The sequence below is a fragment of the Marinithermus hydrothermalis DSM 14884 genome, from assembly GCF_000195335.1.
GTDB classification, from domain to species: Bacteria; Deinococcota; Deinococci; order Deinococcales; family Marinithermaceae; genus Marinithermus; species Marinithermus hydrothermalis.
This window is the reverse complement of record NC_015387.1, coordinates 2,229,791-2,253,448: the sequence shown is the minus strand read 5'-3', so window position 1 is coordinate 2,253,448 and position 23,658 is coordinate 2,229,791. Positions and strand designations below refer to the sequence as shown.

Below are 23,658 nucleotides of genomic sequence, written 5' to 3'. Positions count from 1 at the left end.
GCTCCTGGTGAGCGCTTAGCCTACGATCTCGTCCTCGCGGAAGAACAAGCGGATCTCGCGCTCGGCGTCCTCCGGGGTGGCCGAGCCGTGGATCACGTTCTCGTCGATGGTGGTGGCGTAGTCCCCGCGGATCGTACCGGGCAGGGCGTCCGCGGGGTTGGTGGCGCCCATGAGCTTGCGGAGCTCCGCGATCACGCCGGGCCCCTCGAGGACCATGGCCACCACGGGGCCGGAGGTGATGAACTCGACCAGGCCGGGGAAGAAGGGTTTCTCCTTGTGCTCGGCGTAGTGGCGCTCCGCGAGCTCGCGGGGGATGCGCATCTTCTTCAGGGCCACGATCCGGAAGCCTTTCTTCTCGAGGCGGGCGAGGATCTCGCCGGTAAGGCCGCGCCGCACGCCGTCGGGTTTGATCATGCAGAAGGTCCGCTCCATACCGGGGCTATTCTACCGGGTTCCGCCCTCGAGGCGACGGCCCCAGGATGGACGCGGTACAAAATAAAGGGGATGCCTGCGCTTTCCGAACACGTGATCGGCTTGGGCACCTGGCAGTGGGGGGACCGGGTGTTTTGGGGGTACGGCCAAGGGTACGGGCCGGAGGACCTTAAGGGAGCCCTGGAGGAGAGCCTAAAGGCTGGGGTGCGCCTGGTGGACACCGCGGAGATCTACGGCCTCGGGCGGGCGGAACGGCTGCTGGGGGAGTTTCTCGAGGGGCGGGCAAAGCCCTTTTTGGTCAGTAAATTCTTCCCTTACCCCTGGCGTGTACGCCGCAAGGACCTGATCCAGGCCCTCAAGCGGAGCCTGAAGCGGCTTCGGGTGGAGGCGTTGGACCTGTACCTGTTGCACTGGCCCTGGCCGCCCCGGAGCGTAGCGTTCTGGGTGGAGGCCATGGTGGAGGCCTACGAAGCAGGGCTCGTGCGGGGCGTGGGGCTCTCGAACGCCACGGAGGCGCACCTCGAGGCGGCGCTCGCCGTCTTGTCCCGGCACGGGGTGCCCCTCCTCGCCAACCAGGTGGAGTACCACCTCCTGCACCGCACCCCGGAGGTTACGGGGTTGAAGCGCCTGATGGAGCAGGAAGGGATCCGGCTCATGGCGTACAGCCCCCTGGCCATGGGGTGGTTGACGGGGAAGTACACCCGGGAACGCCCGCCCGGAGGGTACCGGAACCGCTACCGGAACCACCCCCGGCTGGACGCGGTCCTTTCCGCCCTGAAGACCGTGGCCGAGCAGCGGCGGGTCGCTCCGTCCCAGGTGGCCCTGGCCTGGGTGATCGCCCAGGGGGCGCTGCCCATTCCCGGGGCCAAGAACCCCCGGCAGGCCAAGGCCAACGCTGCGGCCGCCAACCTCCGCTTGACGCCGGAGGAGCGGGCCCTTTTGGACCGAGCGAGCGCTGTGGAGGGCGGTTAGTCCTCCAGCAGCCCCACGAACCCCAAGGGATCCGGGTCCAGCCGGAGGCGGGCCCCCCGCGGGTGGGGTAGGTCCGCCAAAAGGGCGTGCAGACGGTCCGTGCTCTCGGCGCGCAGCAGGATATGGAACACGTACCGGCCCTTCACGCGCGGCACCGGGGCCGGCGCGGGGCCCAGCACCTCCTCCGGCCGCGCCCGGGGCGTGAGGGCCTGGGCGAGCTCCTGCGCCGCCGCGCGGGCCGTGGCCTCCTTGGGGTGGCTCACCTCGAGCTTCACCATCCGCCGTGCCGGGGGGTAGCCGAGCAGCTCGCGCAGCCGGAGCTCGCCCTGAGGAACGCGCTCCAGGTCCCCCTCCCGCAGCGCCTCGAGGACCGGGTGGTCGGGCTCGAAGGTCTGGAAGGCCAGGAGGGGCCGGCGGGTGGGGTGGAGGTCCGCGAGGTGCCAGGCGAGCTGGTGGAACCGCTCGATCGCGCGGTAGTCCGCCTCGAGCACGAACCCGTCCGCGTACGGCAGGAGGACCAGGGCGAGCTCGGGAAGGACGGGAGCGCGGAGCACGGCGGTGGTGCCCACCACCACGCCGGGGCGGCCCTCGAGGAGGGGGGTGAGGTCGTCCTTGCGCTCGCGGCTGTACTGGTAGACCGCGAGTTCCGGGACGGCCTTCACCGCAGCCTCGGCGAGCCACTCCACCCCGGGGCCGGACAGGCCGAACACCTCCGCGCCGCACGCGGGGCAAAGGGGCGGGGCGGGGGCGGTGTGCCCGCACTGGTGGCAGACGAGCCGCCCTTGCTTGCCGGGTCGGTGCAGCCTGAGGGGCAGGGCGCAGTTGGGGCAGGTGGGGTTCCAGCCGCACGCCCGGCAGCGCAGCACCGCGGCGTACCCGCGCCGCGCGGAGAGGAGGATCGCTTGACGCCCGCGCACCGCGACCTGCTTGAGCAGGGCGACGGCCCGGCCGGTGAGGGGCCAGCCGCGCTCCTTGCGGAGGTCGATCGCGTGCACCCGGGGGGCGGGGGGGCGCAGGGTGAGGGCCGGGCCTGCGAGGGCCTCCACCGCGGGCACCATCGAAAGGTAGACGAGCTCGACCCCCAACCCTTGGGCGCGAAGCTCGGCGAGCCGCGCTACGTGCGCGCGGCTGCCGCTCGTGAGCTTGTAGCTGTCCGAAGCTTCCTCCACCACCACCACGCGGCGGAAGGCCCCGGGGAGGAGGAGGGCCTGGTAGGTGCCGAACACGCTTCGGTCCCGCGCCTCGCGCCAGAGCTTGCGGCGCAGCTCGGGGGGGAGCTCCCCGTGAAACGGCAGGGCCTGGGGGAAGTAGGCCAGGGCGCGTTTGAGCAGGTGGGTTTCCGGGAACAGCACCAGCGCGGGCGCCTCCTGCACAAGGCCCGCCAGGACCGCGAGGCGCTGCTCGAAGCGCCCCCCGTTGACGCGGCGCGGCGCCTCCGGCGGGACGAGAGGCTCGATCGGCCGGGCGGGAGGCTCGGGCGGTTCGAGCTCGAGGGGCACCTCCCGGTACGCCGCGTACCCTTCCTGCACCAGCCGCCGCACCACGCTCGAGCTGACCCCCGCGATGCGCGCGAGGGCCGCTTGGCTTTCCGCCTCGCCCAGGGCCCACAACGCCTCGAGGGCCCCGCGGGCCTTGACACTCAGGCCGGGCGAAGGTTTTCGCACGGGGACCAGGACCGTGCGGGTGGGGCGGCGCTCCCGCACCTCCTCCTCGAGTACCCCCCCCTCGCGCAGGAGGTCCAGGAGCTTGGGATCAAACCCGTGGGCCGGCTGCCAGCGCGTGAGGGCCTCCAGGCCGCCGGGCAGGGCGCTCGGGTCCGTGCCCGGCACGAGGCGCACGCGGTGCTCGAGCGCCCCCTCCAGGAAGGGCACGAGGTCCGCGAGCACCTGGCCGAGCGGAGCGAACAGGTAGCGCGCGGCCTGGTGGAGGAACTCGAGGCCCGCCGCGTCCAGGAACGGGGCCTCGTCCAGGTACCCGATCGCGTGGCGCAGGGCGTAGGCGTGGGGGGGGTCGTCCTCCACCCCGACCACGAGACCCACCCGGACCTGGCCCCGCCAGGGCACCGCGACGCGGCGCCCGAGCACCTCCGGCCTTCCGTCCCCGAGGGGCGGGAGGTACGACATGGGCTCGAGGGGTAGGGGCAGCGCGACGCGCAGCAAAACCATCCCCCTATAGCCTACCCGCTGGGCCGCTCCCGCTTTGCGGGAGGCGCTTTAGAGTAAGGGTATGCGGTGGGCCTTGGTCGCCTCGGGGGTGGTGATCTTCGCGGCGTTGTACGCTCCGCAGCCGCTGTTGCCGGGGCTGGAGCGGGCGTTCGCCGTGCCGCCGGGCGCGGCGGGGTGGGGCATGGCGGGCCCGCTCGTCGCGCTGGTCCTTTTCTCGCCGCTCGTGCCGCGCCTGCGGCTTTCGGCGGGGTGGGTGCTGGGCGGTGGGGTGTTTGGCGTGGGGGTGTTTGGGGTGCTGGGGGCGGTCGCGCCGAGCCTGGGGGCGTGGGTGCTGCTGCGCTTTCTTCAAGGCGCGTGCCTTGCCGCGGTGCCGGGCTTGGCGTTCGCGCTTGTGGTGCGTCTGTTCCCGGAGCGGGCGCGCGTGATGGCCGGGCTGCTGGTCGCGGGGAACGCGGTCGGCGGTACCCTCGGCCGGGTGCTCGCGGGGGTGCTGGCCGAGGGGCTGGGGGAGCGCTGGGCGTTGGCGCTTGTGAGCCTGCCCGCCCTCTTCCTCGCGCCGTTCTTCCTGGTGGGAAAAGAGCGCGTGGCGCTCGAGCCGCCCCGCTACACCCCCGCGGCCTGGCCTTTGCTCGCGATCGGGACGAGTTTGTTGTTCGTGAACCTCTTCGTCGCGAACCTCTTGCCTTACCGCCTGGAGGCCCTGGGGTTCTCCCAGGGGCGGATCGGGCTCGTGTACCTCGCGTACCTCGCGGGAATTCTGGGCTCGAGCGCGGCCGGCGTGTTCGCGGAACGGGTTGGGGAGGCTCGGGCGCTCTACGCGGCGCTCGGGGTGGTGCTTGTGGGATTGGGAGGGATGCTCGCGCAGGGAGGGGTGGGGGTGTTCGCGGGGTTTGCCCTGGTGCTCTTTGGGGTGTTCGCCGCGCAAGGGGTGGCCGGGGGGCTGGCGGGCCGGTGGGGGAGCGGGGTGAGCGGCGCGTACGTGTCGGCCTACTACCTGGGGGGGGCGCTCGCGGGAGGGGTGTATCCGCCCTTCGTGGGACTGGACTTCGCGGCGAGCGTGGGGGTGGCCGCTCTCGTGGTGGGGCTCGCGCTGCTTTCGGTGCCGCGGGCCGCGCCTAGCGCAGGTGCACGGTGTAACTAAAGTCCTGCGGTGTGCCGTTCACCCGGACGTTGGTGATCGTGACGGTGTAGGTCACGCCGTCCTGGAGGCCCGGGACCTTCCACTGGAGGTGGTTGGGAAGGCCCATGACGCTCGTGGGGTTCGGGTCGGTGAAGCTGACCTCGGTCACGCTGAGCGCCGCGCCGCTCGGGTCCGTGACGCGGATCTGGGCCTGGCTGTAGTCCACGTCGCCGTTGTTGAAGCGGCCGCTCGGGTCCGCGAGCACCCCGAAGGAGAAGAACCAGTCGTTCGTTAACAAAGCGGTGGGGAACTCGCCCCGGGGGTAGGCCACGAAAGGCAGGGCGAGGTTGCTGATGTCCGCCTCCTCGGCGTAGATCACGCGGATGGCTGAACCCACGCTGAAGGCCGCGCCGCCCACGAGGGGGGAGCCGTCCACCAGCCCGAAGGCCACGTGCTTCAGGAACGGGTCCACCAGCCAGCGCCGGTGCCCGAGTTTACTCACGTTCACGTCGTCGGCCCAGAGCACGATGAACTCCCCCGGCAGCGGCGTGATCGGGGCGCTGCTGCTCTTGATCGCGAGGTTGCTCTTTTTCGCGCCCTCGGCGCCCTCGGCCGTGTAGCACGCCCAGCTGGTCGGGGGGAAGTGGTCGATCGCGTTGTTCGCCGCGAACATCAGCGAGGCCTTCTGCACCATGGGGTCGCTCGCGGGGTCGTACCCCACCGGGGGGAGGCCCACCAGGGCACGGATGAAGTTCAGGGTGTACAAAGCGCGCTGTTTGGCCTCGTCGGTCAGGCTGCCCTCGAGGCAGTTGGGCACGTCGGGCGGGGTGGCGTAGAGGCCGCTCGAGGCCGGGGCGTACTGCACGGTGAGGTTCCCCACCTCCCCGGGGTTGAGGGTGATCGTCTGGCTTGGGGGGCGGGGACGTAGGTGGTGCTGCTCGAGAGGCTCGTGGTGCCGCTATTCGTGACGGTTGCGGCGGCTACGGTGTACGTGCCGGGCGCGAGGCCGGTGAGGCTTTGGGTCGCGCGGACCCACCGGATGTAGTTCGCGTGGTTCGTGACGGCCACGTACGCCTCGAGGCCGGCGGGGAGGCCAGCGATGCTTAGGTTCAGCGCGGTCTCGCCCACGGTGACCGTGACCTGGGCCTGGGCGCTGCCCTGGGCGTTCGTGGCGGTGAGGGTGTAGGTCGTGGTCTGGTTAGGGGTGACGACGGCGCTCGTCGTGCCGGTCACGTCCCCGAGGCCGGGCTCGAGGGTGAGCGTGATGGGGGCGGTGCCTTCCACGCTCCAGTTGAGCGTGCTGCTGCCGCCGGGGGCGATCGCGCCGGGGGTGGCGTCGAACCGGGTGATGCGGGGGGCGGTTGGGGAGGGGTTGAGAATCTGGGGGAGTTGCGCGCAGCCGGCCGCGAGGAGGGCCGCGAATACCGGGTAAATCCATCGCTTACCCATGGGGTTGGCTCCGTTCTTCCCGGTCTAGGGGAAGGCGTACTTGTGCGGGGTTCCGGGAGGGGATTTCCCTTATTCTACCCTTTGTGGCGCGGTTGCGGGGTGAGTTTACCCTATGGTTAGCGCCGCGATGCCTACGAACATCGCGAGCGCGGCGGCGATGCGGCGCGGGCCGTGCTGCTCCGCGAGGAGCCGGGCGCCCATCACGGCGCCGATCAGGATGCTGACCTCGCGCGCCGGGGCGACGTAGCTCACGGGCGCGAAGACCAGGGCGGTAAGGACCAGGATGTACGCCAGGGGGCTCAGGACGGCCACCCCCAGCACCGCTCGGCGCTGCGTCCGCCAGAGGCGCCGCACCCCGTCCCAGCGCCGGTACGCCAGGGGGGAGAGGAGCAGGGTGCGCCCTAGGTTCGTGGCCCAGTCGTACAAGAGGGGCGGCAGCAGCAGCGCGCTCACCGCGTACTTGTCCCACAGGGTGTAGCTCGCGATCAGGGTGCCGGTCAGCAGGGCGTACCCCACGGCCCGCCGGCCGGGGCGGGTGGGGGAGGCCGCCGGGGTGCTGGCGAGGGTCAGGGCCCCCAGGCCGATCAGGGCCGCGCCGGTGAGCGCGAGGGGGGAGGGGCGTTCCCCGAAAAGCCAAATGGCCGCCGCGCTCGCGAGGAGCGGGCCCGTGCCCCGCGCCAGGGGATAGACGAGCAAAAGGTCCCCGCTGCGGTAGCTCTTGTCCAGCATCAGGAAGTACCCCACGTGCAGCAGAGCCGCTCCCCCGAGGAACACGAGCGCCATTCCCCCGAGCGCTGGCCGGTAGTGCGCGTAGGCCAGGGCGGCCACCGGGGCGTAGATGAGGGTGGAGGCCGCCGCGACGAGCCACACGAACGGCACGCCGTCCGCGGCTTGTTTGGCGAGCAGATTCCACGTCGCGTGCAGCACGGCGGAAGCGAGAACCAGGGCGAGCGCCAGCGCGGTCATCCGCACCCCCTTCTTCCCAGGATACGCCGCGGCTTCGTGGGGTTCGTTGCCTTTTCCCTGCGGGGGGAGGGAGTACAATCCCAGCCATGAAGCGCCGCCTGACCTGCCCGCTGGACTGCCCGGACGCGTGCAGCCTGCTGGTGACCGTGGAGGAGGACCGGCTGGTGAAGGTCGAAGGGGACCCGAACCACCCCATCACCCAGGGGTTCGCGTGCGTGAAGACCTACCGGTACCCCGAGCGGCAGCACCACCCCTTGAGGCCCCTGCACCCCATGCGGCGCAAAGGCTCCAAAGGCAGCGGGGTGTGGGAACGCATCACCTGGGACGAGGCCCTCGACGCGATTGCCGAGCGGCTCAAGGCGGTGCTGGACGCGTACGGGGGGGAGGCCGTTCTGCCGTACCATTACGCGGGCACGATGGGTCTGGTGGAGCAGCAGCACCCGCTGGCCTTCTTCCGCGCGATCGGCGCTTCGGAACTCGACGAGACGATCTGCGCCACCGCGGGCGCGGCGGGGTGGGAGGCGGCCTACGGCAGCCCCCGCTACGGCGTGGACCCCGAGGACGTCCCGCACGCGCGGTTCGTGATCCTCTGGGGGATCAACAGCCTGGCCACGCACAGCCACCTCACCCCCAAGCTCAAGGCCGCGCGCAAGAACGGCGCGCACATCGTGCACATCGATCCCTACGAGAACAAGACCAGCCGTTTCGCGGACGAGCACATCAAGATCCGGCCCGGCACGGACGCCGCCCTCGCCTACGCCCTCGCGCACGTGATCTTCGCGGAGGGCCTCGAGGACCGGGCCTACCTCGAGCGCGCCGCCCAGGGGGTGGCGGCCTTCCGCGCGGCGGCCATGGAGTGGCCCCCCGAGCGGGCGGAGCGGGTGACGGGCGTGCCGGCCGAACGGATCCGGCGGCTCGCGCGGGAGTTCGCGGCCGCCCGGGCAAGCTTCGTGCGCGTCGGGTACGGGATGACGCGCCACCCGGGCGGGGCGAGCGCGTTGCGGGCCGTGGTCCTCCTCCCGGCCCTGATCGGGGCCTGGCAGTACCCGGGGGGCGGGGCGCTCCTCACCACGAGCGGGGCCTTCCCCCTAAACCGCGCGCGGCTGGGGGGCGCGCACCTCCTGACGGACCCTCCCGCGCCCAAAGGGTACCTCCGCCCCAACCCCCGCGCGCGCCACGTGAACATGAACCAGCTCGCCACCGCCCTGAACGCCCTGGACGACCCCCCCATCCAGGTGCTCTTCGTCTTTAACTCGAACCCGCTCGTCGTCGCGCCCAACACGAACGGCGTGCGTAAAGGCCTCATGCGGGAGGACCTGTTCGTCGTGGTCCTCGAGCAGGCCATGACCGAGACCGCGCAGTACGCGGACATCCTGCTTCCCGCCACGACCTTCCTCGAGCACCCGGACCTCTACACTGCGTACGGGCATTACTACCTCTCCTGGAACGACCCGGTCCTCGAGCCGGCGGGCGAAGCCCGGCCGAACACCTGGGTCTTCCGGGAGCTCGCGAAGCGGCTGGACCTCGAGGAGGAGACGCTGTACTGGGACGCGGAGCGGGTGGCGCGGAGCCTGCTCGACACGGACCACCCCTGGCTCGAGGGGATCACCCTGGAGCGCTTGCGGCGGGAGGGGTTCGTGCGCCTCAACCTGCCGCGGCCCTTTTTGCCGTTTAAGGACGGGGCGAACACCCCGAGCGGCCGGATCGCGTTTGATCCGCCGCCCCCTGTGATCCTGACCGAGCCCGAACCAGAGTACCCCTTGATCCTCCTCACGCCCCCGGCGCACTCGTTCTTGAACACCACGTACGGGCACCTCGAGCGCCTCGTCGCGGCCGAGGGCGGGGAGCCCGTGCTGTGGATGCACCCCGTGGACGCCGAGGCGCGCGGCCTGGTGGACGGGCAGCGCGTCCGGATCCGTTCGCGGCACGGGGCGGTGATCCGTCGGCTTCGGGTTACGGAGGCCCCCATGCCCGGGACGGTGGTCCTAGAAGGCACCTGGTGGGGGGTGTGGGCCCCGGACCGCGAGCCCATCAACGTCCTCACGGGAGAGCACCTGACGGACATGGGGGGCGGCTCGACCTTCCACTCGAACCCGGTGGAGGTGGAGCCGGCCCCCGAAGCCTAGGGCGTGCGGGGCTCGAGGAGGTACACCCCCGCCGGGTCGAAGGTGAGCCGCACCACCTCCCCTTGGTGCACGCGGCGGCTGTGGTCCCCGGGGAGGACGGCCTCCACGAGGCCCGCGGGGGTGGCCAGCAGCAACTCGGTGCGCTGGCCCAGGTACGCGACAGCCCGCACGCTGGCCTCGAGGCCCTCCGCGTCCTCCGGGTGGAGCCGCACAGCCTCGGGGCGCACCATGACCGTGACGCGGCCCGGTGAGATCGCCTGGCGGTGGGGGTGGCGGTGGTCCCCGATCTGGACGGCGTGGCCGTCGTAGGTGCCCTCGAGGAAGTTCGCGGAGCCGATGAAGTCCGCCACGAAGTGATTGGCGGGCCGGGTGTACAGCTCATGCGGCGTGCCGATCTGTTCGATCCGCCCCGCGTGCATCACCACCACCCGGTCGCTGATCGCCATGGCTTCCTCCTGGTCGTGCGTCACGTAGACCGCGGTGATGCCGAGGTTTTGCTGCAGCTCGCGGATCTCCTGCCGCACGCGCTTGCGGAGCTTGGCGTCCAGGTTCGAGAGGGGCTCGTCGAATAGGAGGACCTTGGGTTTCAGCACGAGGGCCCGCGCGAGCGCGACCCGCTGCTGCTGCCCTCCGGAGAGCGCGCCGGGGGCGCGGCGTTCCAGGCCGGTGAGGCCCACGAGCTCGAGGGCCTCGCCCACGCGCCGCCGCACCTCCGCGTCGTGCATGCCCTGGACCTTAAGGCCGTACGCGACGTTTGCAAAGACGTTCATGTGGGGGAAGAGGGCGTAGTTCTGGAAGACCATGCTGATGTCCCGCAGGTGCGCGGGCAGGGGGGTGACGTCCTCCTCGTCGATGAAGATCCGGCCGGCGCTGGGGCGCTCGAGGCCCGCGATGAGGCGCAGGGTCGTGGTTTTGCCGCACCCGGAGGGGCCGAGAAGGGTGACGAGGGCGCCGGGCTCGATCTCGAGGCTGACCCGGTCCACCGCGATCACCCGGTCGAACCGCTTCTCGACCGCTACGAGGCGTACGGGGGCGGCGGTGAGCTTCACGGCACCCCTCCGATCTCGCGCACGCCGACACCGCGCGTGAGGCGCAAAAGGAGCAGGATCACGAGGAGCATTGAGACGATCAGGACGGTGCCCATCGCGGCGGCGCGGCCCAGGTTGCCGTACTCCACCCAGCCCAGGAGGAGCACGGTGGCGAGCAGGTTCCCCGGGCTTACCAGGAAGATCACCTGGCTGATCGCGGTCATGCCGCGCACGAACGCGAAGATGACCCCGGCGAGGAGGGGCGCGACGAGGAGAGGGAAGAGCACGCGGCGCAGGGTGGTGCTCGAGCTGGCGCGGAGGGTGGTGGAGGCCTCGTCCAGGCTGGGATCGATCTGGGCGAGGCCCGCGATGGTGCTGCGGATCGCGACGGGCATGTTGCGGAAGACGAGGGCGAGCACCAGGATGGTCTGGGTCGCGGTGAGGAGCCAAGGGCCGGTGTTAAAAGCCAGGATGTACGCGACGCCCATCACCGTGCCGGGGGTGGCGAAGGAGAGCATCGAGCCGAACTCGACCAGGCCCCGGCCCAGGAAGCGTTGCCGGGAGATGAGGTAGGCGATGATGAACCCCACGAGCGTGGCGAGCACCGCGCTGATCGCGGCGACGCGCGCGGTGTAGAGCACCACGGGCAGGCCGACCTGCACGAAGGCCTGGTAGTGCTGGAGGGTGAAGGTGTTGTCCACGCCCCAGAGCTTGACGAACGACCCGAAGATCACCGCGCCGTACAGCGCGAAAACCAGCGCGGCCCAGGCGAGGAAGACGGCCTGGAGGGCCCCCTCGAGGAGCGGGGGGAGGGGGGTGAAGCGCCCGCTTGTGGGGCGGCCCGTGACGGTGATGAACGAGGTCCGGCCGAGCCAGGCGCGCTGGATGAAGAAGAGGGTGAGCACCAGGAAGAGGAGCACCGTGCCGTACACGGCGGCCTCGTGGGGGTCGTAACGGCCGGTGAGGGCGAGGAAGACCTCGGTCGCCAGGTACCCGCGGTCCCCCCCGAGGATGATCGGGTTCCCGAAGTCCGCGAGCGACTCGATGACCGTGAGGAGGAAGGCCGCGGCGAGGCCGGGCTTTAAGAGGGGCCAGGTCACGGTGCGGAACAGGTGCCAGCGCCCCGCCCCGAGGGTGTGCGCGGCCTCCTCCAGGGCCGGGTCCAGGGACTCCACCGTGCCCCGCAGGACCAGGTACGCGATGGGGGAGTAGGCCAGGATCTGCGCGAGGGAGACGCCGATCACCCCGAAGATCGCGTTGGTGGAGAGGTCCAGGAGCTGGTGGGTGACGAGGCCGCGCCGGCCGAAGAGGAAGATCATCGCGAAGGCCAGCACGAATGGTGGAGTGATGATCGGCAGAAGGCCCACCACCCCCAGGGCGCGCCGGATGAGCCTCGAGCGGCTTCGCTGACCGAGCAGCGCGAACGCCAGGCCGATCAGGGTGGAGGTGGGGGCGACGATCGCGGCGACGAGCAGGCTGGTGGGGAGGGCGCCTCTGGCCCAGATCGTGAGACCGGCGAGGAGGCCCAAAACTCCTCCGGCACTCGCCGCGAGCGCGACGCGGAACGGGCCGGGGCGGGTGCGGGCCGTCCAGAGGCCGGCGAGGAGGGCGCTGGCGGCGGTGGCGAGCGCGACCATGCGCGCTTCGCTCAGGGGGGTGTAGGGGTTCTCCACCAGGAGGAAGAGGGGGCTGGTGAGGGTCTTGCGCACCTTGGCCAGGGTGAAGCCCCCGTCGATCACGACCGCTTCGCGCAGCACGGTGAAGAGGGGGTACAGGATGAAGAGGAGCACGAACAGCGCGGCGAAGAGGATGCTGCTCGCGATGAAGGCGTCGCCGTGCACCCGGCCGGAGGCGCTCAGGCCGTGGCCGGTGACGACGACGAGCGCGGCGAGGCCCAAGAGCGCGCCGAACCCGAAGGGCGTGCCGCTCGCGACGAGCCACGCCGCGCCGGAGACGGTGCCCAGGGCGCCCAGAAGGGTGAGGAGCGTGCCGCGGCGGGGGGTGGGGAGGGGGGTGAGGCTCGCGATAAGGGCGGCGAGGGCCGCGGCGAGGGGCAGCCACAACAGGGGGTGGTTCAGATTCCAGAGGGCGTAGGCGTACTCCAGCGGCCAGAACGCCCGGTCCGAGCGGCCGAAGGGCAGCGCGAGGAGCGCGCTGGCCGCAATCAGCGCGGCGATCCACGATCTTGAGCGGGCCCTGGGGGCGGCCACGGTAGGCTCCTTGGGCTCTGGGGGCACCGTGAACGCGGAGGCGGGTGTGTGGCCCGCCTCCGCGCGTAGGGGGTGTGGCCTAGCGCGGGAGCGGGAAGACCTCGTTGTTCCAGCGCTCGACCAGCCGGTCGCGCACCTCGGGGCTGCCGAAGGTGGCGAAGTCGTAGTCGATCAGCTTGACCTCCTCAGGCCGGGGGGATTCCGGGGGTACGGGGCTGTTGGTGTTGGAAGGCAGCTGGAAGGAGTTGGCAGTTGCGGCGAGGGCCTGCGCTTCGGGGGTAAGGGCCCACTCGATGAACTGGATGGCGGCCTCCCGGTTGGGGGCGCCCTTGATCAGGCTCAGGCCGCCGATCTCGAACCCGGTGCCTTCGCAGGGCACGACGGTGGTGAGGGTGAAGCCGCTCTTGATGTGCCCGATCACGTCGTGCAGGAACTGCACCGCGATGCCCACGTCCCCGCGGCCCGCGAGGAGGCCCGGCGCGCCGCCGGAGCGGGTGTACTGCGCGACGTTCTGGTGGATCTGCTTGAGCAGATCAAAGGCTTCCTCCTCCCCGAAGATCTGCACGAGGGTGGCGAGGGTGGTGTAGGCCGTACCGGAGGTGTTGGGGTTGGGCATGGCGATCAGGCCCTTGTAGACGGGGTCCGCCAGGTCCTTCCAGCAGCGGGGGATGGGGGCGCCGCGTTCCGCGAGGACGCTTTCGTTCACGCCGAACCCCAGCACCCCGAGGTACAAGGGGATGTACCGTTCTCCGATCTGTTCGCGAAGCTCGGGGCGCAGGCTCTCCCAGATGGAGGGCTTGTAGAACTCGGTGAGGCCTTCCTGGAAGGCCACCAGGTGCGGGTCGCCCGTGCCGCCGAACCAGACGTCGAAGGTGGGGTTCTCCTTCTCGGCGCGGATGCGGGCGAGGGCCTCGCCCGAGCTGAGGCGCACGAAGTTCAGCTTGATGCCGGTGGCTTCCTCGAAGGCCTGGGCGATGGCCTCGCACCAGGGGAGGGCGGGGCTACACAGCACGTTCACCTCTTGCGCCGACGTCTTGCTGCCGAACCCCAGTAGCAGACCGAATAGCACGAGGAATGCCGGGCGTAAATGGAGCCGAAGAATGAACTGGGACATCTTCACTCGCCTCCTTTTAATTCGGGTGCAGTTATTTATTCTACTGCACTTTTGCTCCGCGCGGGGTGGCGCTATGCTAAACGCGATGGATTTCGAGACCTTCCTCGAGCGCGTCGAGGCGTTGTGGGAGCAGATCCCCGAGGTCTTTAAGCGGGAGCTGCAGGGGGTGCACGTGGCCGAGGAGGCGAAGGAGGAGCCGGGCCTCTTGGGACAGGACGTGTGGCGGCTCGGGGAGTACCTGGACCCCGGCCCGCCCTCGGTGTTCGCGGGGTTCGAGGGACTGGGGCGGCATATCGTGCTGTACTACGGCTCGTTCCAGAAGGTGGCCGAGGGGGATCCGGCGTTCGACTGGGAGGCGGAGATCTGGGAGACGTTGCTGCACGAGCTGCAGCACCACGTGGAATCCCTGGCGGGGCGGGACGACCTCGTGCAACAGGATCTGGCGCAGCTGCGGGCGCTGCGCCAGAAGGGGGCGGGACGCTAGGTAGGGGGCTTAGCGCGCCTCGCAGGCGTCAGGGGAGGCGCGCGGGGGTGGGGCCGGTTGGAGGGCGGGCTCGGCCTGCGGCAAGGGCCGGCGCTCCGCGTACCCGCCTGTGAGCGGGTGCCAGTAGGTGATGTCCGGTTCACCGAGCTGCCAGCACAGGAAGACGACCTGGCCGCCGAGCCGGGCAGGAAAGTCCACCAGGCCGCGGTCCAGGTCCTTGAGGTGCACCCCGAGCTGGTCGAGGTAGGCTTTGTCGGCCTCGAGGGAGCCGATGAGGAAGCGGGCCTCCTCCTCGAGCGCCCGGCGCTCGGGGGTGTGGGGTCGGGTGAGCTTGAGGCGGGCCTGCAGCTGGGTAAGGGCAGTTTTGGCCTCCTGCATTTGGCGCAGGACGCGCTGGAGTTCGGGTAGGAGTTTACGGGCCTCGTCGAGCGAGAACAGCCGGTAGTACATCATCCACCCCAACTTGAGTATACCATACTCAGTTTTACGGACAAGTGCATTGCAATCCCTGGGCGTGGGCGCGCGGGCCCGTATTTGTAAACGTTTACGGGACGCGATACGGCCCGATGAGGGGCGCGTATCCCTCCACGAGCACACCTAAATTATCGTGCAAACTATGCGCTTGTTCTCCTGGAACGCTTGACAGTATGCGGCCGGAGCGTTTACAGTGTTGATGTAAACGATTACAAGATCCGGGGTGGGGATGCGCAAGCAACGGGTCACGATCCGCGAGGTAGCCAAGCTGGCCGGGGTCTCGACCGGGACGGTCAGCCGCGTGCTCAACGGGCGTCCCGGTGTACACCCCCAGACCCGCGCTCGGGTGCTCGAGGTGGTGCGCGCCCTAGGGTACGTGCCGAACCCCGTAGCCCGCGAGCTCACTGGACGGGGTGAACGGACCGTAGGGGTGCTGCAACTCCCCGGCGTGCCCCGGCTCACCCCGTACTTCACCCTCCTCTACGAGTACCTCGCGGACGCCCTCTGGCAGGAAGGATTCCGCCTCCGTGAGGTGCCTACGGACCCCGTGGGCCTGCCCCTCGAGCCCGCGAAGGGCTACATCCTCCTGGGCGCGCACGAGCACGACCCGCGCCTGGAGTACCTGCAAGAGCACGGCCAGGCCTTCGTCCTCGTGGGGGTCTATCCCGGCGTCTTCTGGGTGGCGCCGCACGACGAGGAGGGCGGGTACCTCGCCACCCGGCACCTCCTCGAGCTGGGGCACCGGGAGATCCTGCACCTCACGGGACACCTCCACAACCAGGCCGGCCGCGACCGGCTGGCCGGGTACCGTCGCGCCCTCGAGGCCTACGGGGTGCCCTTCCGGAGCGAGCTGGTGCTGGACGGGGAGTTCTCCGTGCTCGCCGCCTACCGGACGCTGCGCCGCGCCTGGGAGGGCGGGCTGCGCTTTACCGCGATCTTCGCGGCTTCCGACGAGATGGCGGTGGGGGCGCGCGCGGCCCTCGAGGACCTGGGGCTCAAGGTGCCGCAGGACGTTTCGCTCGTGGGGTACGACGACCTACCCGAGATCGGGGAGGGCCTCACCACCGTTCGGCAGGACATTCGGCGGGTGGCGCACACCGCCGTTCGCTTGCTTGGGGAAGCCTTCGAGGGCCGGAGCCCGCGGGGCGAGCGGGTTCCGGTACAGCTCGTCGTGCGTCAAAGCACCGCGCGGAAGGGGGTGAAACCCTAACCGGAGGACCCCACAAGGCTAGCGGCCCATAGGCTCGAGGCGTATCGCACGTGCTTGCTAGAGGCAAGGAGGTATGGCATGAAACGGTTGTTGGTGATTGCACTGGCGCTGTTGGGCCTAGCGTCGGCTCAGGTGCAGGTGCGCATCTCGGGGTGGGGCGGGACGGACGTGGCCATCGTGAACGGGGTGCTCGAGAACGTGGTGCGCCCCGCCCTCGAGGGCACGGGGATCGAGGTGGTGTACGAGCCCGTCGAGGGGGACTTCCAGCAGTTCATCTTCAACGCGCTCTCGGCCGGCACCGCGCCGGACCTCTTCTACGTGGATATCTTCTGGTCCCGGGCGGCTTTTGCGTCCGGCAAGGTCGCGGCGCTGGACGCGCTGGGCGTGGACGCCGAGCCCTTCCTGGATAACCTGGTGCAGGCCTTCACCCTCGACGGCCACCTCTACGGGATCCCCAAGGACTTCAACACCCTGGCGATCGAGTTTAACAAGGACCTCTTCGAGGAGGCCGGGGTTCCCTTCCCCAACCAGAACGACACTTGGGAGACTTTCGAGGCCAAGCTGAAGGCCGTGGTGGACCGCCTGGGCGACGTGCACGGGATCTGCGTGGTCCCGGACTTCGCCCGGTTCGGGGCGTTTGCCTTCGCGACCGGATGGAAACCCTTTAACGAGGACGGCCGCACCGTCCTGGACGAGAACTTCCGCCGGGCGTTCGAGTGGTACACCGGCCTGGTCGATCGCGGGGTCGGCGTGCTCGCGCAAGACCTCGGCCAGGGCTGGACCGGCGGGTGCTTCGCCACCGAGGAGGTCGCCGCGGCGATCGAAGGGGCCTGGATCGCCGGGTTCTTGCGCGATCAGGCGCCGAACCTGAACTACGGCACCACCTTCATCCCCAAGGACCCGGTGACCGGTCAGCGCGGCAACTTCATCTTCACCGTCTCCTGGAGCCTGTACGAAGGCTCGAAGAACAAGGAGGCCGCCCTCAAGGTCCTCGAGCTGTTGACCAGCCCCGAGGCCCAGCAGTGGGTGCTCGAGCGGGGCCTCGCCATTCCGAGCCGGGCCGCGCTCGCGAACAACCCGTACTTCCAGCGTCCGGGCAAGGAGCCCCAGCTCAACCGCGTGGTCTTCCAGGGCGCGAGCCAGGGCAACGTCTTCCCCTTCGAGTTCCGCGGTCTGGGGGCCGACTGGATGAACATCATCAACGAGGCGCTCTCCGCCGTGTTGCTGGGCGAGAAGAGCGTGGACCAGGCCCTGGCGGACGCACAGGACCGCTTGGACCGCTTGACCGGGCATAAGTAAGCCGAACGGGCCGGACGGCATCCGCGCCGTCCGGCCCCGGCTTTTGGAGGCCGGCATGCACAGAAGAACGGAAGCCCTCTACGCCCTGGGTTTCCTCGCGCCCTACTTGTCCGTGCTGGGGGTGTTCTTCCTCTACGCCTTCCTGCGCACCGTGTACTTCAGCTTCACCCAGTACGACCTGTTCCACGCTCCCGAGTGGGTGGGGTTTCAGAACTACGCCGCGCTGTTCCGGGAAGATCTTTTCCTCCGGGCCCTGCGCAACACCCTGTTCTACTCGTTCTTCGTCACCGTCGTGCAGACCTTCCTCGCGCTGGTGCTCGCCGCAATCCTGAACACCAAAATCCGAGGCGTGACGTTTTTCCGCACCGTTTACTACCTCCCCAGCATCCTCTCCAGCGCCGCCGCGACCCTGATCTTCATCTGGGTCTTCCAGCGCCGGGGCTTCCTCAACTACGCCCTCGGGTGGCTCGAGGCCCACGCGCCCATCCTCCTGACCTTCCTCGGGCTTTTCCTCCTGTTCCAGCTCGTACAGGTCGCTTGGGAGCGGCGGCTTGGCCTGCCGGTGCACCTGTTCGACCCGGCCCTCGCCACCGCCTCCTTGGTCCTGGCCCTCGCGCTCACCTGGTTTCTCGTCGCCCTCGGTGTCCTCGCGCCGCGCGAGGGGATCGAGGTCAAGACGGTCTGGCTGAACACCCGCCGGGAGTGGCTCGGGGTGCCCATCCCCCTCTGGTCGATCATCATCATGAACATCTACACCACGATCCCCACTTTCATGCTCATCTTCCTGGCCGGCCTGCAGGACATCCCCAAAACGATCTACGAGGCCGCGGCGATCGACGGGGCCACCCCCGTGCAGCAGTTCTTCAAGATCACCGTCCCCCTCCTGCGGCCAGTGATCTTCCTCGTGGTCACGATGAGCCTGATCGGCACCCTCCAGCTCTTCGACCAGGTCGCCCTGATCGGGAACGCCGCGCCGCTCGAGTCCACCATCACCCTGGCCTACTACGTCTACAACAGCGTCTTCCCTTCCGGGGCCACGCCCAAGGTCGGGTTCGGGGCGGGCGCCGCGCTGGTCCTCGCGCTCCTCACGCTGGCGGTGGTGCTCCTGCAGCGCCGCTTCGGGATCTCGGAAAGGGGGTACTAGATGACCGCGCCGTCGCAGGTGGACCCCGTCTTCCTCGCCCGGCGGCGCTGGGCGCGCGTGGGGTGGATCTACGGCACGCTCCTCTTCATCGGCACGCTCTTCATCGGTACGTTGTACGTGGCCTTCATCACCAGCCTCAAGGACGACCCCCTCGAGCAGCCCTTCCGCTTCCTCTTCCCGCAACTCTCCCCCAGAAACTGGGCGGCGGCCTGGCAGCTCGGCCAAGCCGGGGCGCGCGACCCGTGGCTGGGCGGGTTCGCGCCCGGCGCGGAGGTCCCGTTTACGGTCACCTACTTCGTGCCCGAGGGCCGGGAGGCGATCCCCCCCGAGGTGCGGATCCCGAGGCGCAAGCCCGGCGCGGGCCTCGGCGCGGTGCGAGAGGGCCCCTACGCCGCGGACTACGCGGAGGTCAGCCCCGTCGAGGAGGTCGCGCGGCGTCCGGGCACCTACCGGGGGCAGGCGGGCACCTTTGTGCGTTACCGCTTCACCGTGCGGTACGTGGGGGACGGGCCCAGGATCGAGCGGCTCCCGGCGGACCTCGAGGTGCCGCGCGGCCAGCGGTTCGTCGAGGCCACCCTCGCCCCGAACCGCATCGAGCGGCGCGGGCGCGTTGCGAGCTGGGACAACCTCACCCCGGGCTTCCTCGGGTACGTGTTCCACAACTACGTGCGCGTCTTCCGCGAGGCCCGGAGCCTCAGCACGGGGGAGAGCCTGTTCTGGCGCTGGACCCTCAACAGCTTCTACATTGCCTTCTTCACCGTGATCGGCAACCTGCTCTTCGGTTCGATGGCCGGGTACGCCCTGGCGCGCCTCCGCTTCCCCGGCCGGCACGCCCTCTTTCTCTTCATGCTCTTCAGCATGATGGTGCCCTTCCAGGTGATCTTCATCTCCAACTACCTGGTGTTGCGCGACGGGATCTTCGGCCTCACCCGCCTGTTTGGGCTGGAAACCCTCCTCAACCACCCCTGGGGCGTGATCGTGCCGGGGATCGTGGGCTCGAGCTCGGTCTTCATCATGAAGCAGTTCTTCGAGTCCATCCCCAAAGAGATCGAGGAGGCCGCGCTGATAGACGGGGCCACCCCCTTCCAGACCTTTTTCCGGGTCGTGCTGCCCATCTCCACCCCGGCCCTCGGGGCCCTCACCATCCTGACCTTCCAAGGCTCCTGGAACAGCTTCTTCTGGCCGCTGGTGGTCCTCACGAGCCCGCAGGATGTGTTCACGCTGCCGGTGGGGCTTTTAGCCTTCCGCCAGGCCTACGGCGTGGCCGGGGACTGGGGGTTGATCCTCGCGGGGGCCTTCCTCTCCATGATCCCCATCGTCGTGTTGTTCGTGGTTTTCCAGCGGTACTTCGTCGAAGGCGTCTCGTTCAGTGGACTGAAAGGATAAACCGACCTTAAATGAAGACCATGCTTTCCCTTAAGGAAGACGACACCTACCTGGTTCTCTCCGAGGCGGGCTGGATCGAGACCGGGGCGGAAGGCGCATACCGGCACGACACCCGTTTCCTCTCCCGCTACCGCCTCGACCTGCCCGGCTTCCAGCTCCTCACCACCCACCAGCCCCGACCGGACCGGCTCGTGCAGCGCTGGGGCCTCCTCGAAGGCCCCACCCAGGCCGTGGGGTTGCGGCGCACCCTCGAGGTCCGCCGCGGCGGGTGGCGGGACCGGCTGGTGCTGGAGAACACCAGCCTCGAGCCGCGCACCCTGGAGCTCGCCCTCGAGGCCGAAGCGGACTACAAGGACCTCTTCGAGGTGCGAGGGTGGGCGCGCCTCGAGCGCCACCCCCGGCGCGAGGAAGGCCCCGACTACCTCCGCTTCCGCTACCGGGCCCAGGACGGCCTCGAGTTCACCGCGGACCTCCGCTTGGACCCGCCGGCCTCGGGACGGCGCTGGCGCGTCCCCCTCGAGCCGAAGGCCCGGGCGGAGATCACCCTGGAGGTCCGGCTCGAAAGCCCCCTGGCGGAGGCTGGGCCGGCCCTTCCGGACTACGCGGCGTGGCGGGCCGCCTTCCCCCTTCGGCTCCGGGACCCCCGCGCGCAGGCGGTGCTCGAGCGGGCGGTGGACGACCTCCGGGCCCTGCTTCTGGCGACCCCCTACGGGCCGTACCCCGCGGCGGGCATCCCCTGGTTCGTGGCCGCTTTCGGGCGGGACGCCCTCCTCACCGCGTACATGACCCTGCCCTGGGGGGCGGAGGTGGCCCGCGGCGTGCTGCGGTACCTCGCGGCCCACCAGGGGCGGACCGTGAACCCCGAGAACGACGAGGCCCCCGGGAAGATCCTGCACGAGGTGCGGCTGGGGGAGTTGTCGCGCACCGGGCGGGTGCCCTTCCGCGCGTATTACGGCACGGTGGACGCCACCCCCCTGTTCATCATCCTGCTCGAGGCGTACGCTCACTGGACGCGCGACTGGGCGCTCGTGCGGGCGCTACGGCCCCACTGGGAGGCGGCCCTCGAGTGGATGCTGCGCTACGGGGACGCGGACGGGGACGGGCTTCTCGAGTTCGCCCGCGAGGGGGAGGGGGGGCTGGTCGTCCAGTCCTGGAAGGACTCGCACGACTCCATGTCCCACGCGGACGGGCGGCTGGCCGAGCCGCCCCTCGCGGTGAGCGAGGTGCAGGCCTACGCCTACCGGGCCTACACCGCGGCCGCCACGTTCTACCGCGCGCTGGGGGAGCCGGAGCGGGCGCGGGCCTGGACGGCGCGCGCCGAGGCGTTGCAGCGCACCTTCCACGCGCGTTTTTGGCTCGAGGACCTGGGCACCTACGCCCTGGCCCTCGACCGGGAGAAGCGGCCCCTTAGGGTGAAGAGCTCGGACCCGGGGCACCTGTTGTGGTGCGGGATCGTGCCCGAAGCGGTCGCGCCGCGCCTGGTGGCGACCCTGTTCTCCGAGGAGCTCTGGAGCGGCTGGGGTCTGCGGACGCTCGGGGCGAAGGAGGTGCGGTACAATCCGCTCTCGTACCATAACGGCTCGGTTTGGCCGCACGACACCGCCCTCTTCGCCGGAGGGCTGGCGCGCTACGGGTTCAGGCGGGAGGCCCTTCGGGTCGCGGAAGCCCTGTTCGAGCTGGCCTTTTCCCAGCCGGACCTCAGGCTGCCCGAGCTGGTGGGCGGGTGCCCGCGCGAGGCGGGTGAACCCCCGGTGCCGTACCTGGACGCTTGCCGCCCCCAGGCCTGGGACGCGGCGGCTCTGGTGTACCTGGTGCGGCTCGCGTGGAGCCTCGACCCCAGCGGCCGCTACGCTGCCCCGCCGGGGTTGCTCTACGGGTGGCTCGCGTAGGAGACGGGCATAATAAGGGTATGCGCCTCTTCTCCCCGCTGAAGCTACGCGACCTCGAGCTTAAGAACCGCTTGGCCCTGTCCCCCATGTGCCAGTACGCCTCGGAGGACGGGTTCGTGGGGGACTGGCACCTCCTGCACTACCCCACGCGGGCGTTGGGTGGGGTGGGGCTCGTGGTGGTGGAGGCCACGGCGGTGGAGCCGCGGGGACGGATCAGCCCCTTTGACCTGGGGGTGTGGTCCGACGAGCACGTGCCGGGCCTTGCCGAGCTGGCGCGGCGGATCCGGGAGGCGGGCGCGGCGCCCGGGATCCAGCTCGCTCACGCTGGACGCAAGGCGGGAACGAGCCGCCCTTGGGAGGGGGGGCGGTTCTTGAACTGGCGGGGGGTGGCTCCGAGCCCCATCCCCTTCAGCCAAGACGCGCCGGTCCCGGAAGCGCTGGACGAGGATGGGATGGCGCGCGTCCTCGAGGCCTTCGTGGCCGGGGCGCGGCGGGCGTTAAGGGCCGGCTTCCAGGTGGTCGAGCTGCACATGGCGCACGGGTACCTGCTCCACTCCTTCCTCTCCCCCCTGACCAACCGGCGGACGGACCGCTACGGCGGGAGCCGGGAAAACCGCATGCGCTTTCCCCTCATGGTGGCGGAGGCGGTGCGGGCGGTCGTCCCTCCGGAGCTTCCCCTCTTGGTGCGGGTGTCCGCCACCGACTGGGTCGAGGGCGGCTGGACCCTGGAGGACACCGTGGTCTTCGCCGAGGCGCTAAAGGGGGTGGGGGTGGATCTGCTGGACTGCTCGAGCGGCGGCATCGTTCCCGGGGTGAGGGTGCCCGTTGCGCCGGGGTACCAGGTGCCCTTCGCGGACGCGGTGCGGAAGCGGGTGGGCCTCCGGACGGGCGCCGTGGGGCTGATCACCACCGGGGAGCAGGCGGAAACCATTCTTCAGGCGGGGAGCGCAGACCTGGTGCTTTTGGGGCGGCTCCTGCTGCGCGACCCGTACTTTCCCCTGCGGCTCGCGGCTCGCCACGGCCTCAAAGAAGCGGTGCCGCCCCAGTACCTTCGGGCGTTTTAACGCACGGTCAAACTCATGAGCTTGGGGCTGCCAGGTACTCGAGCACCCGCGCGAGTGCGACCTGCCACTCGGTCCAGGTCTTGCGTGGCTTGAACCCGAGCGCGTAGTTGATCTTGAGCATGGGGGCGTTGGAGTTCGCGTTTCCCGTGCGGACGCGCCGCACCTCGGGGTGCTCCGCGAGGATCCGCTCGAGCATCGCGGCTTTGAGCCAGCGACCCAGGCCCCGGTTGCGGTACCGGGGGAAGACGCCGGTGTCCCCCTGGTGGAGGGTTTCGGGGTGCAGGGGGTCCCAGAACACCTCGGTGTACCCCGCGATCTCGCCCGTGCCGCGCTCCCGCGCGTACAGCGTCCAGCGCACCACGCCGCGCCGCTGCAGGGCGGCCTCCTCCTGGCGCAACTCCTCCACGGTGACGTGGTGGTCCTCGATCTCGAGGTCGTCCCGCGGCGCGGTGTTCATGACGGCTTTCATGCGAGCGATGGCCTCGAGCTCCGCCTCCGGGTACGGCCCGACCCAAAGGCCGAGCGTGAACACGTCGCGGGGGGCGCGCTCCTGCCAGCGGCGTAACCGCGCCCGGTCGAGTTCGGCGAGCTCGAGCTGGTTGGCGCGGACCACGAGGCCGGGGCGCGCGCCGATGCGCCTCATGAAGGCTTCGCCCGCGGGGATGTCCGCGTCGGTATCCGCGAGAAGGAGGCGGCGCGCCTGGGCTTGAGCGGTGGCGGCGATGCGGGCGAGGAGGAGACGGGCGAGCCCTTGGCCGCGCCATTCCGGGATCACGTGGATCTCGAACCACGCGAGGTGCTGGTTGTCCTCGGTTCGGGGGACGTACACCGCGCCCAGCGCGGCGACCGTGGGGGCGTTCGAGGGATGGGCCGTCCAGGCGTGGCGCTCGATGTAGGGGGGGAGGGCGCGCCACATGCGGGCGCGTTCCTCCGGGGTGTGGGGAGGGTCCTCCGGGTAGTGCTCCGCTCGCGCGCGGTTTCCAAACGCGTTCAAGGCCGCGAACGCGGCCTCGCTGGCCGTGTGGGGGTCGAACCCCCGGATCTCTAGGGGCATGCCATTCCCTTTCAGGAAAACGCGAGGAGCGGGCGGGATACGCCCATCCCCTCTCCGGAAACCGGGTGTCGG

The 23,658-nt window shown here is 70.2% G+C and carries 20 protein-coding genes and 1 pseudogene; 10 read left to right on the top strand and 11 right to left on the bottom strand.

Annotated features, from left to right (window positions below):
• Nucleotides 1–15: 15 nt before the first annotated feature.
• A complete protein-coding gene (gene ndk, locus MARKY_RS11240) occupies nucleotides 16–432 on the bottom strand; it encodes a nucleoside-diphosphate kinase (protein WP_013704999.1) in 417 nt (138 codons plus the stop codon).
• A 72-nt stretch (nucleotides 433–504) separates the two neighbouring features.
• Here ndk and MARKY_RS11235 point away from each other — a divergent pair, with 72 nt between their 5' ends.
• Nucleotides 505–1,404, top strand: coding sequence for an aldo/keto reductase (locus tag MARKY_RS11235; RefSeq protein WP_013704998.1), 900 nt, complete (start codon nucleotides 505–507; stop codon nucleotides 1,402–1,404).
• Here the strand turns inward: MARKY_RS11235 and MARKY_RS11230 are convergent.
• A complete protein-coding gene (locus MARKY_RS11230) occupies nucleotides 1,401–3,569 on the bottom strand; it encodes a primosomal protein N' family DNA-binding protein (protein ID WP_013704997.1) in 2,169 nt (722 codons plus the stop codon). The two genes, MARKY_RS11235 and MARKY_RS11230, sit on opposite strands and share 4 nt — an antisense overlap.
• Before the next feature lie 61 nt (nucleotides 3,570–3,630).
• On the opposite strand from MARKY_RS11230, the gene MARKY_RS11225 reads away from it, so the two are divergent.
• The gene (locus MARKY_RS11225; protein WP_013704996.1) at nucleotides 3,631–4,710 is read left to right on the top strand and encodes an MFS transporter; all 1,080 of its coding nucleotides are present in this window, start codon (nucleotides 3,631–3,633) and stop codon (nucleotides 4,708–4,710) included.
• Here the strand turns inward: MARKY_RS11225 and MARKY_RS11220 are convergent.
• The 3 genes from MARKY_RS11220 to MARKY_RS11210 form a co-directional block, all read right to left on the bottom strand.
• Nucleotides 4,685–5,569 (bottom strand): CAP domain-containing protein, encoded by an 885-nt coding sequence (locus MARKY_RS11220; RefSeq protein WP_041658097.1) that lies wholly within the window; start codon nucleotides 5,567–5,569, stop codon nucleotides 4,685–4,687. The two genes, MARKY_RS11225 and MARKY_RS11220, sit on opposite strands and share 26 nt — an antisense overlap.
• Entirely contained in the window at nucleotides 5,479–6,138 is a 660-nt protein-coding gene (locus MARKY_RS11215) for a hypothetical protein (RefSeq protein ID WP_013704994.1), read from the bottom strand. The genes MARKY_RS11220 and MARKY_RS11215 overlap by 91 nt, the downstream gene beginning before the upstream one ends.
• 105 nt (nucleotides 6,139–6,243) lie before the next feature.
• Nucleotides 6,244–7,104 (bottom strand): DMT family transporter, encoded by an 861-nt coding sequence (locus tag MARKY_RS11210; RefSeq protein ID WP_013704993.1) that lies wholly within the window; start codon nucleotides 7,102–7,104, stop codon nucleotides 6,244–6,246.
• A gap of 86 nt (nucleotides 7,105–7,190) precedes the next feature.
• Here MARKY_RS11210 and MARKY_RS11205 point away from each other — a divergent pair, with 86 nt between their 5' ends.
• Complete coding sequence (locus MARKY_RS11205) at nucleotides 7,191–9,230, top strand: molybdopterin-containing oxidoreductase family protein (RefSeq protein WP_013704992.1); 2,040 nt, start codon at nucleotides 7,191–7,193, stop codon at nucleotides 9,228–9,230.
• On the opposite strand, the gene MARKY_RS11200 is transcribed toward MARKY_RS11205, so the two are convergent.
• The 3 genes from MARKY_RS11200 to MARKY_RS11190 form a co-directional block, all read right to left on the bottom strand.
• Complete coding sequence (locus tag MARKY_RS11200) at nucleotides 9,227–10,279, bottom strand: ABC transporter ATP-binding protein (RefSeq protein ID WP_013704991.1); 1,053 nt, start codon at nucleotides 10,277–10,279, stop codon at nucleotides 9,227–9,229. The two genes, MARKY_RS11205 and MARKY_RS11200, sit on opposite strands and share 4 nt — an antisense overlap.
• Nucleotides 10,276–12,468 carry an ABC transporter permease gene (locus MARKY_RS11195; protein WP_013704990.1) on the bottom strand — a complete coding sequence of 731 codons (2,193 nt, stop codon included), beginning with the start codon at nucleotides 12,466–12,468 and terminating at the stop codon, nucleotides 10,276–10,278. The genes MARKY_RS11200 and MARKY_RS11195 overlap by 4 nt, the downstream gene beginning before the upstream one ends.
• A gap of 79 nt (nucleotides 12,469–12,547) precedes the next feature.
• Entirely contained in the window at nucleotides 12,548–13,486 is a 939-nt protein-coding gene (locus MARKY_RS11190; protein WP_245526780.1) for an ABC transporter substrate-binding protein, read from the bottom strand.
• A gap of 181 nt (nucleotides 13,487–13,667) precedes the next feature.
• On the opposite strand from MARKY_RS11190, the gene MARKY_RS11185 reads away from it, so the two are divergent.
• Nucleotides 13,668–14,066 carry a metallopeptidase family protein gene (locus MARKY_RS11185; protein ID WP_041658094.1) on the top strand — a complete coding sequence of 133 codons (399 nt, stop codon included), beginning with the start codon at nucleotides 13,668–13,670 and terminating at the stop codon, nucleotides 14,064–14,066.
• 9 nt (nucleotides 14,067–14,075) lie between these two features.
• Here the strand turns inward: MARKY_RS11185 and MARKY_RS11180 are convergent, their stop codons facing one another.
• The gene (locus MARKY_RS11180) at nucleotides 14,076–14,516 is read right to left on the bottom strand and encodes a DUF2203 family protein (protein ID WP_052297221.1); all 441 of its coding nucleotides are present in this window, start codon (nucleotides 14,514–14,516) and stop codon (nucleotides 14,076–14,078) included.
• Nucleotides 14,517–14,769: 253 nt separating this feature from the next.
• On the opposite strand from MARKY_RS11180, the gene MARKY_RS11175 reads away from it, so the two are divergent.
• From MARKY_RS11175 to MARKY_RS11150, 6 genes are all read left to right on the top strand, one after another.
• Nucleotides 14,770–15,750 carry a LacI family DNA-binding transcriptional regulator gene (locus MARKY_RS11175; protein ID WP_013704986.1) on the top strand — a complete coding sequence of 327 codons (981 nt, stop codon included), beginning with the start codon at nucleotides 14,770–14,772 and terminating at the stop codon, nucleotides 15,748–15,750.
• Between the two features lie 78 nt (nucleotides 15,751–15,828).
• Nucleotides 15,829–17,049: an ABC transporter substrate-binding protein gene (locus MARKY_RS11170; protein ID WP_013704985.1), complete on the top strand. Its 1,221-nt coding sequence runs from the start codon at nucleotides 15,829–15,831 to the stop codon at nucleotides 17,047–17,049.
• Between the two features lie 55 nt (nucleotides 17,050–17,104).
• Nucleotides 17,105–18,193 carry a carbohydrate ABC transporter permease gene (locus MARKY_RS11165; RefSeq protein ID WP_013704984.1) on the top strand — a complete coding sequence of 363 codons (1,089 nt, stop codon included), beginning with the start codon at nucleotides 17,105–17,107 and terminating at the stop codon, nucleotides 18,191–18,193.
• The gene (locus tag MARKY_RS11160; protein WP_013704983.1) at nucleotides 18,194–19,579 is read left to right on the top strand and encodes a carbohydrate ABC transporter permease; all 1,386 of its coding nucleotides are present in this window, start codon (nucleotides 18,194–18,196) and stop codon (nucleotides 19,577–19,579) included.
• A gap of 20 nt (nucleotides 19,580–19,599) precedes the next feature.
• Nucleotides 19,600–21,468, top strand: coding sequence for an amylo-alpha-1,6-glucosidase (locus tag MARKY_RS11155; RefSeq protein ID WP_041658093.1), 1,869 nt, complete (start codon nucleotides 19,600–19,602; stop codon nucleotides 21,466–21,468).
• Between the two features lie 20 nt (nucleotides 21,469–21,488).
• Nucleotides 21,489–22,532, top strand: coding sequence for an NADH:flavin oxidoreductase/NADH oxidase (locus MARKY_RS11150; RefSeq protein ID WP_013704981.1), 1,044 nt, complete (start codon nucleotides 21,489–21,491; stop codon nucleotides 22,530–22,532).
• Nucleotides 22,533–22,545: 13 nt separating this feature from the next.
• Here MARKY_RS11150 and MARKY_RS12330 read toward each other — a convergent pair whose 3' ends face one another.
• Nucleotides 22,546–23,175, bottom strand: coding sequence for a GNAT family N-acetyltransferase (locus tag MARKY_RS12330; protein WP_425357346.1), 630 nt, complete (start codon nucleotides 23,173–23,175; stop codon nucleotides 22,546–22,548).
• A gap of 6 nt (nucleotides 23,176–23,181) precedes the next feature.
• Nucleotides 23,182–23,448 (bottom strand): annotated as a pseudogene (locus MARKY_RS12325) (GNAT family N-acetyltransferase); the annotation flags it as partial.
• Nucleotides 23,449–23,658 lie beyond the last annotated feature (210 nt).

Bases quoted from the DNA above. Each gene is read 5' to 3' on its own strand.
- ndk (WP_013704999.1), bottom strand. From the start codon at position 432: ATGGAGCGGACCTTCTGCATGATCAAACCCGACGGCGTGCGGCGCGGC.
- MARKY_RS11235 (WP_013704998.1), top strand. From the start codon at position 505: ATGCCTGCGCTTTCCGAACACGTGATCGGCTTGGGCACCTGGCAGTGG.
- MARKY_RS11230 (WP_013704997.1), bottom strand. From the start codon at position 3,569: ATGGTTTTGCTGCGCGTCGCGCTGCCCCTACCCCTCGAGCCCATGTCG.
- MARKY_RS11225 (WP_013704996.1), top strand. From the start codon at position 3,631: ATGCGGTGGGCCTTGGTCGCCTCGGGGGTGGTGATCTTCGCGGCGTTG.
- MARKY_RS11215 (WP_013704994.1), bottom strand. From the start codon at position 6,138: ATGGGTAAGCGATGGATTTACCCGGTATTCGCGGCCCTCCTCGCGGCC.
- MARKY_RS11210 (WP_013704993.1), bottom strand. From the start codon at position 7,104: ATGACCGCGCTGGCGCTCGCCCTGGTTCTCGCTTCCGCCGTGCTGCAC.
- MARKY_RS11205 (WP_013704992.1), top strand. From the start codon at position 7,191: ATGAAGCGCCGCCTGACCTGCCCGCTGGACTGCCCGGACGCGTGCAGC.
- MARKY_RS11185 (WP_041658094.1), top strand. From the start codon at position 13,668: ATGGATTTCGAGACCTTCCTCGAGCGCGTCGAGGCGTTGTGGGAGCAG.
- MARKY_RS11180 (WP_052297221.1), bottom strand. From the start codon at position 14,516: ATGTACTACCGGCTGTTCTCGCTCGACGAGGCCCGTAAACTCCTACCC.
- MARKY_RS11175 (WP_013704986.1), top strand. From the start codon at position 14,770: ATGCGCAAGCAACGGGTCACGATCCGCGAGGTAGCCAAGCTGGCCGGG.
- MARKY_RS11170 (WP_013704985.1), top strand. From the start codon at position 15,829: ATGAAACGGTTGTTGGTGATTGCACTGGCGCTGTTGGGCCTAGCGTCG.
- MARKY_RS11165 (WP_013704984.1), top strand. From the start codon at position 17,105: ATGCACAGAAGAACGGAAGCCCTCTACGCCCTGGGTTTCCTCGCGCCC.
- MARKY_RS11160 (WP_013704983.1), top strand. From the start codon at position 18,194: ATGACCGCGCCGTCGCAGGTGGACCCCGTCTTCCTCGCCCGGCGGCGC.
- MARKY_RS11155 (WP_041658093.1), top strand. From the start codon at position 19,600: ATGCTTTCCCTTAAGGAAGACGACACCTACCTGGTTCTCTCCGAGGCG.
- MARKY_RS11150 (WP_013704981.1), top strand. From the start codon at position 21,489: ATGCGCCTCTTCTCCCCGCTGAAGCTACGCGACCTCGAGCTTAAGAAC.
- MARKY_RS12330 (WP_425357346.1), bottom strand. From the start codon at position 23,175: ATGAGGCGCATCGGCGCGCGCCCCGGCCTCGTGGTCCGCGCCAACCAG.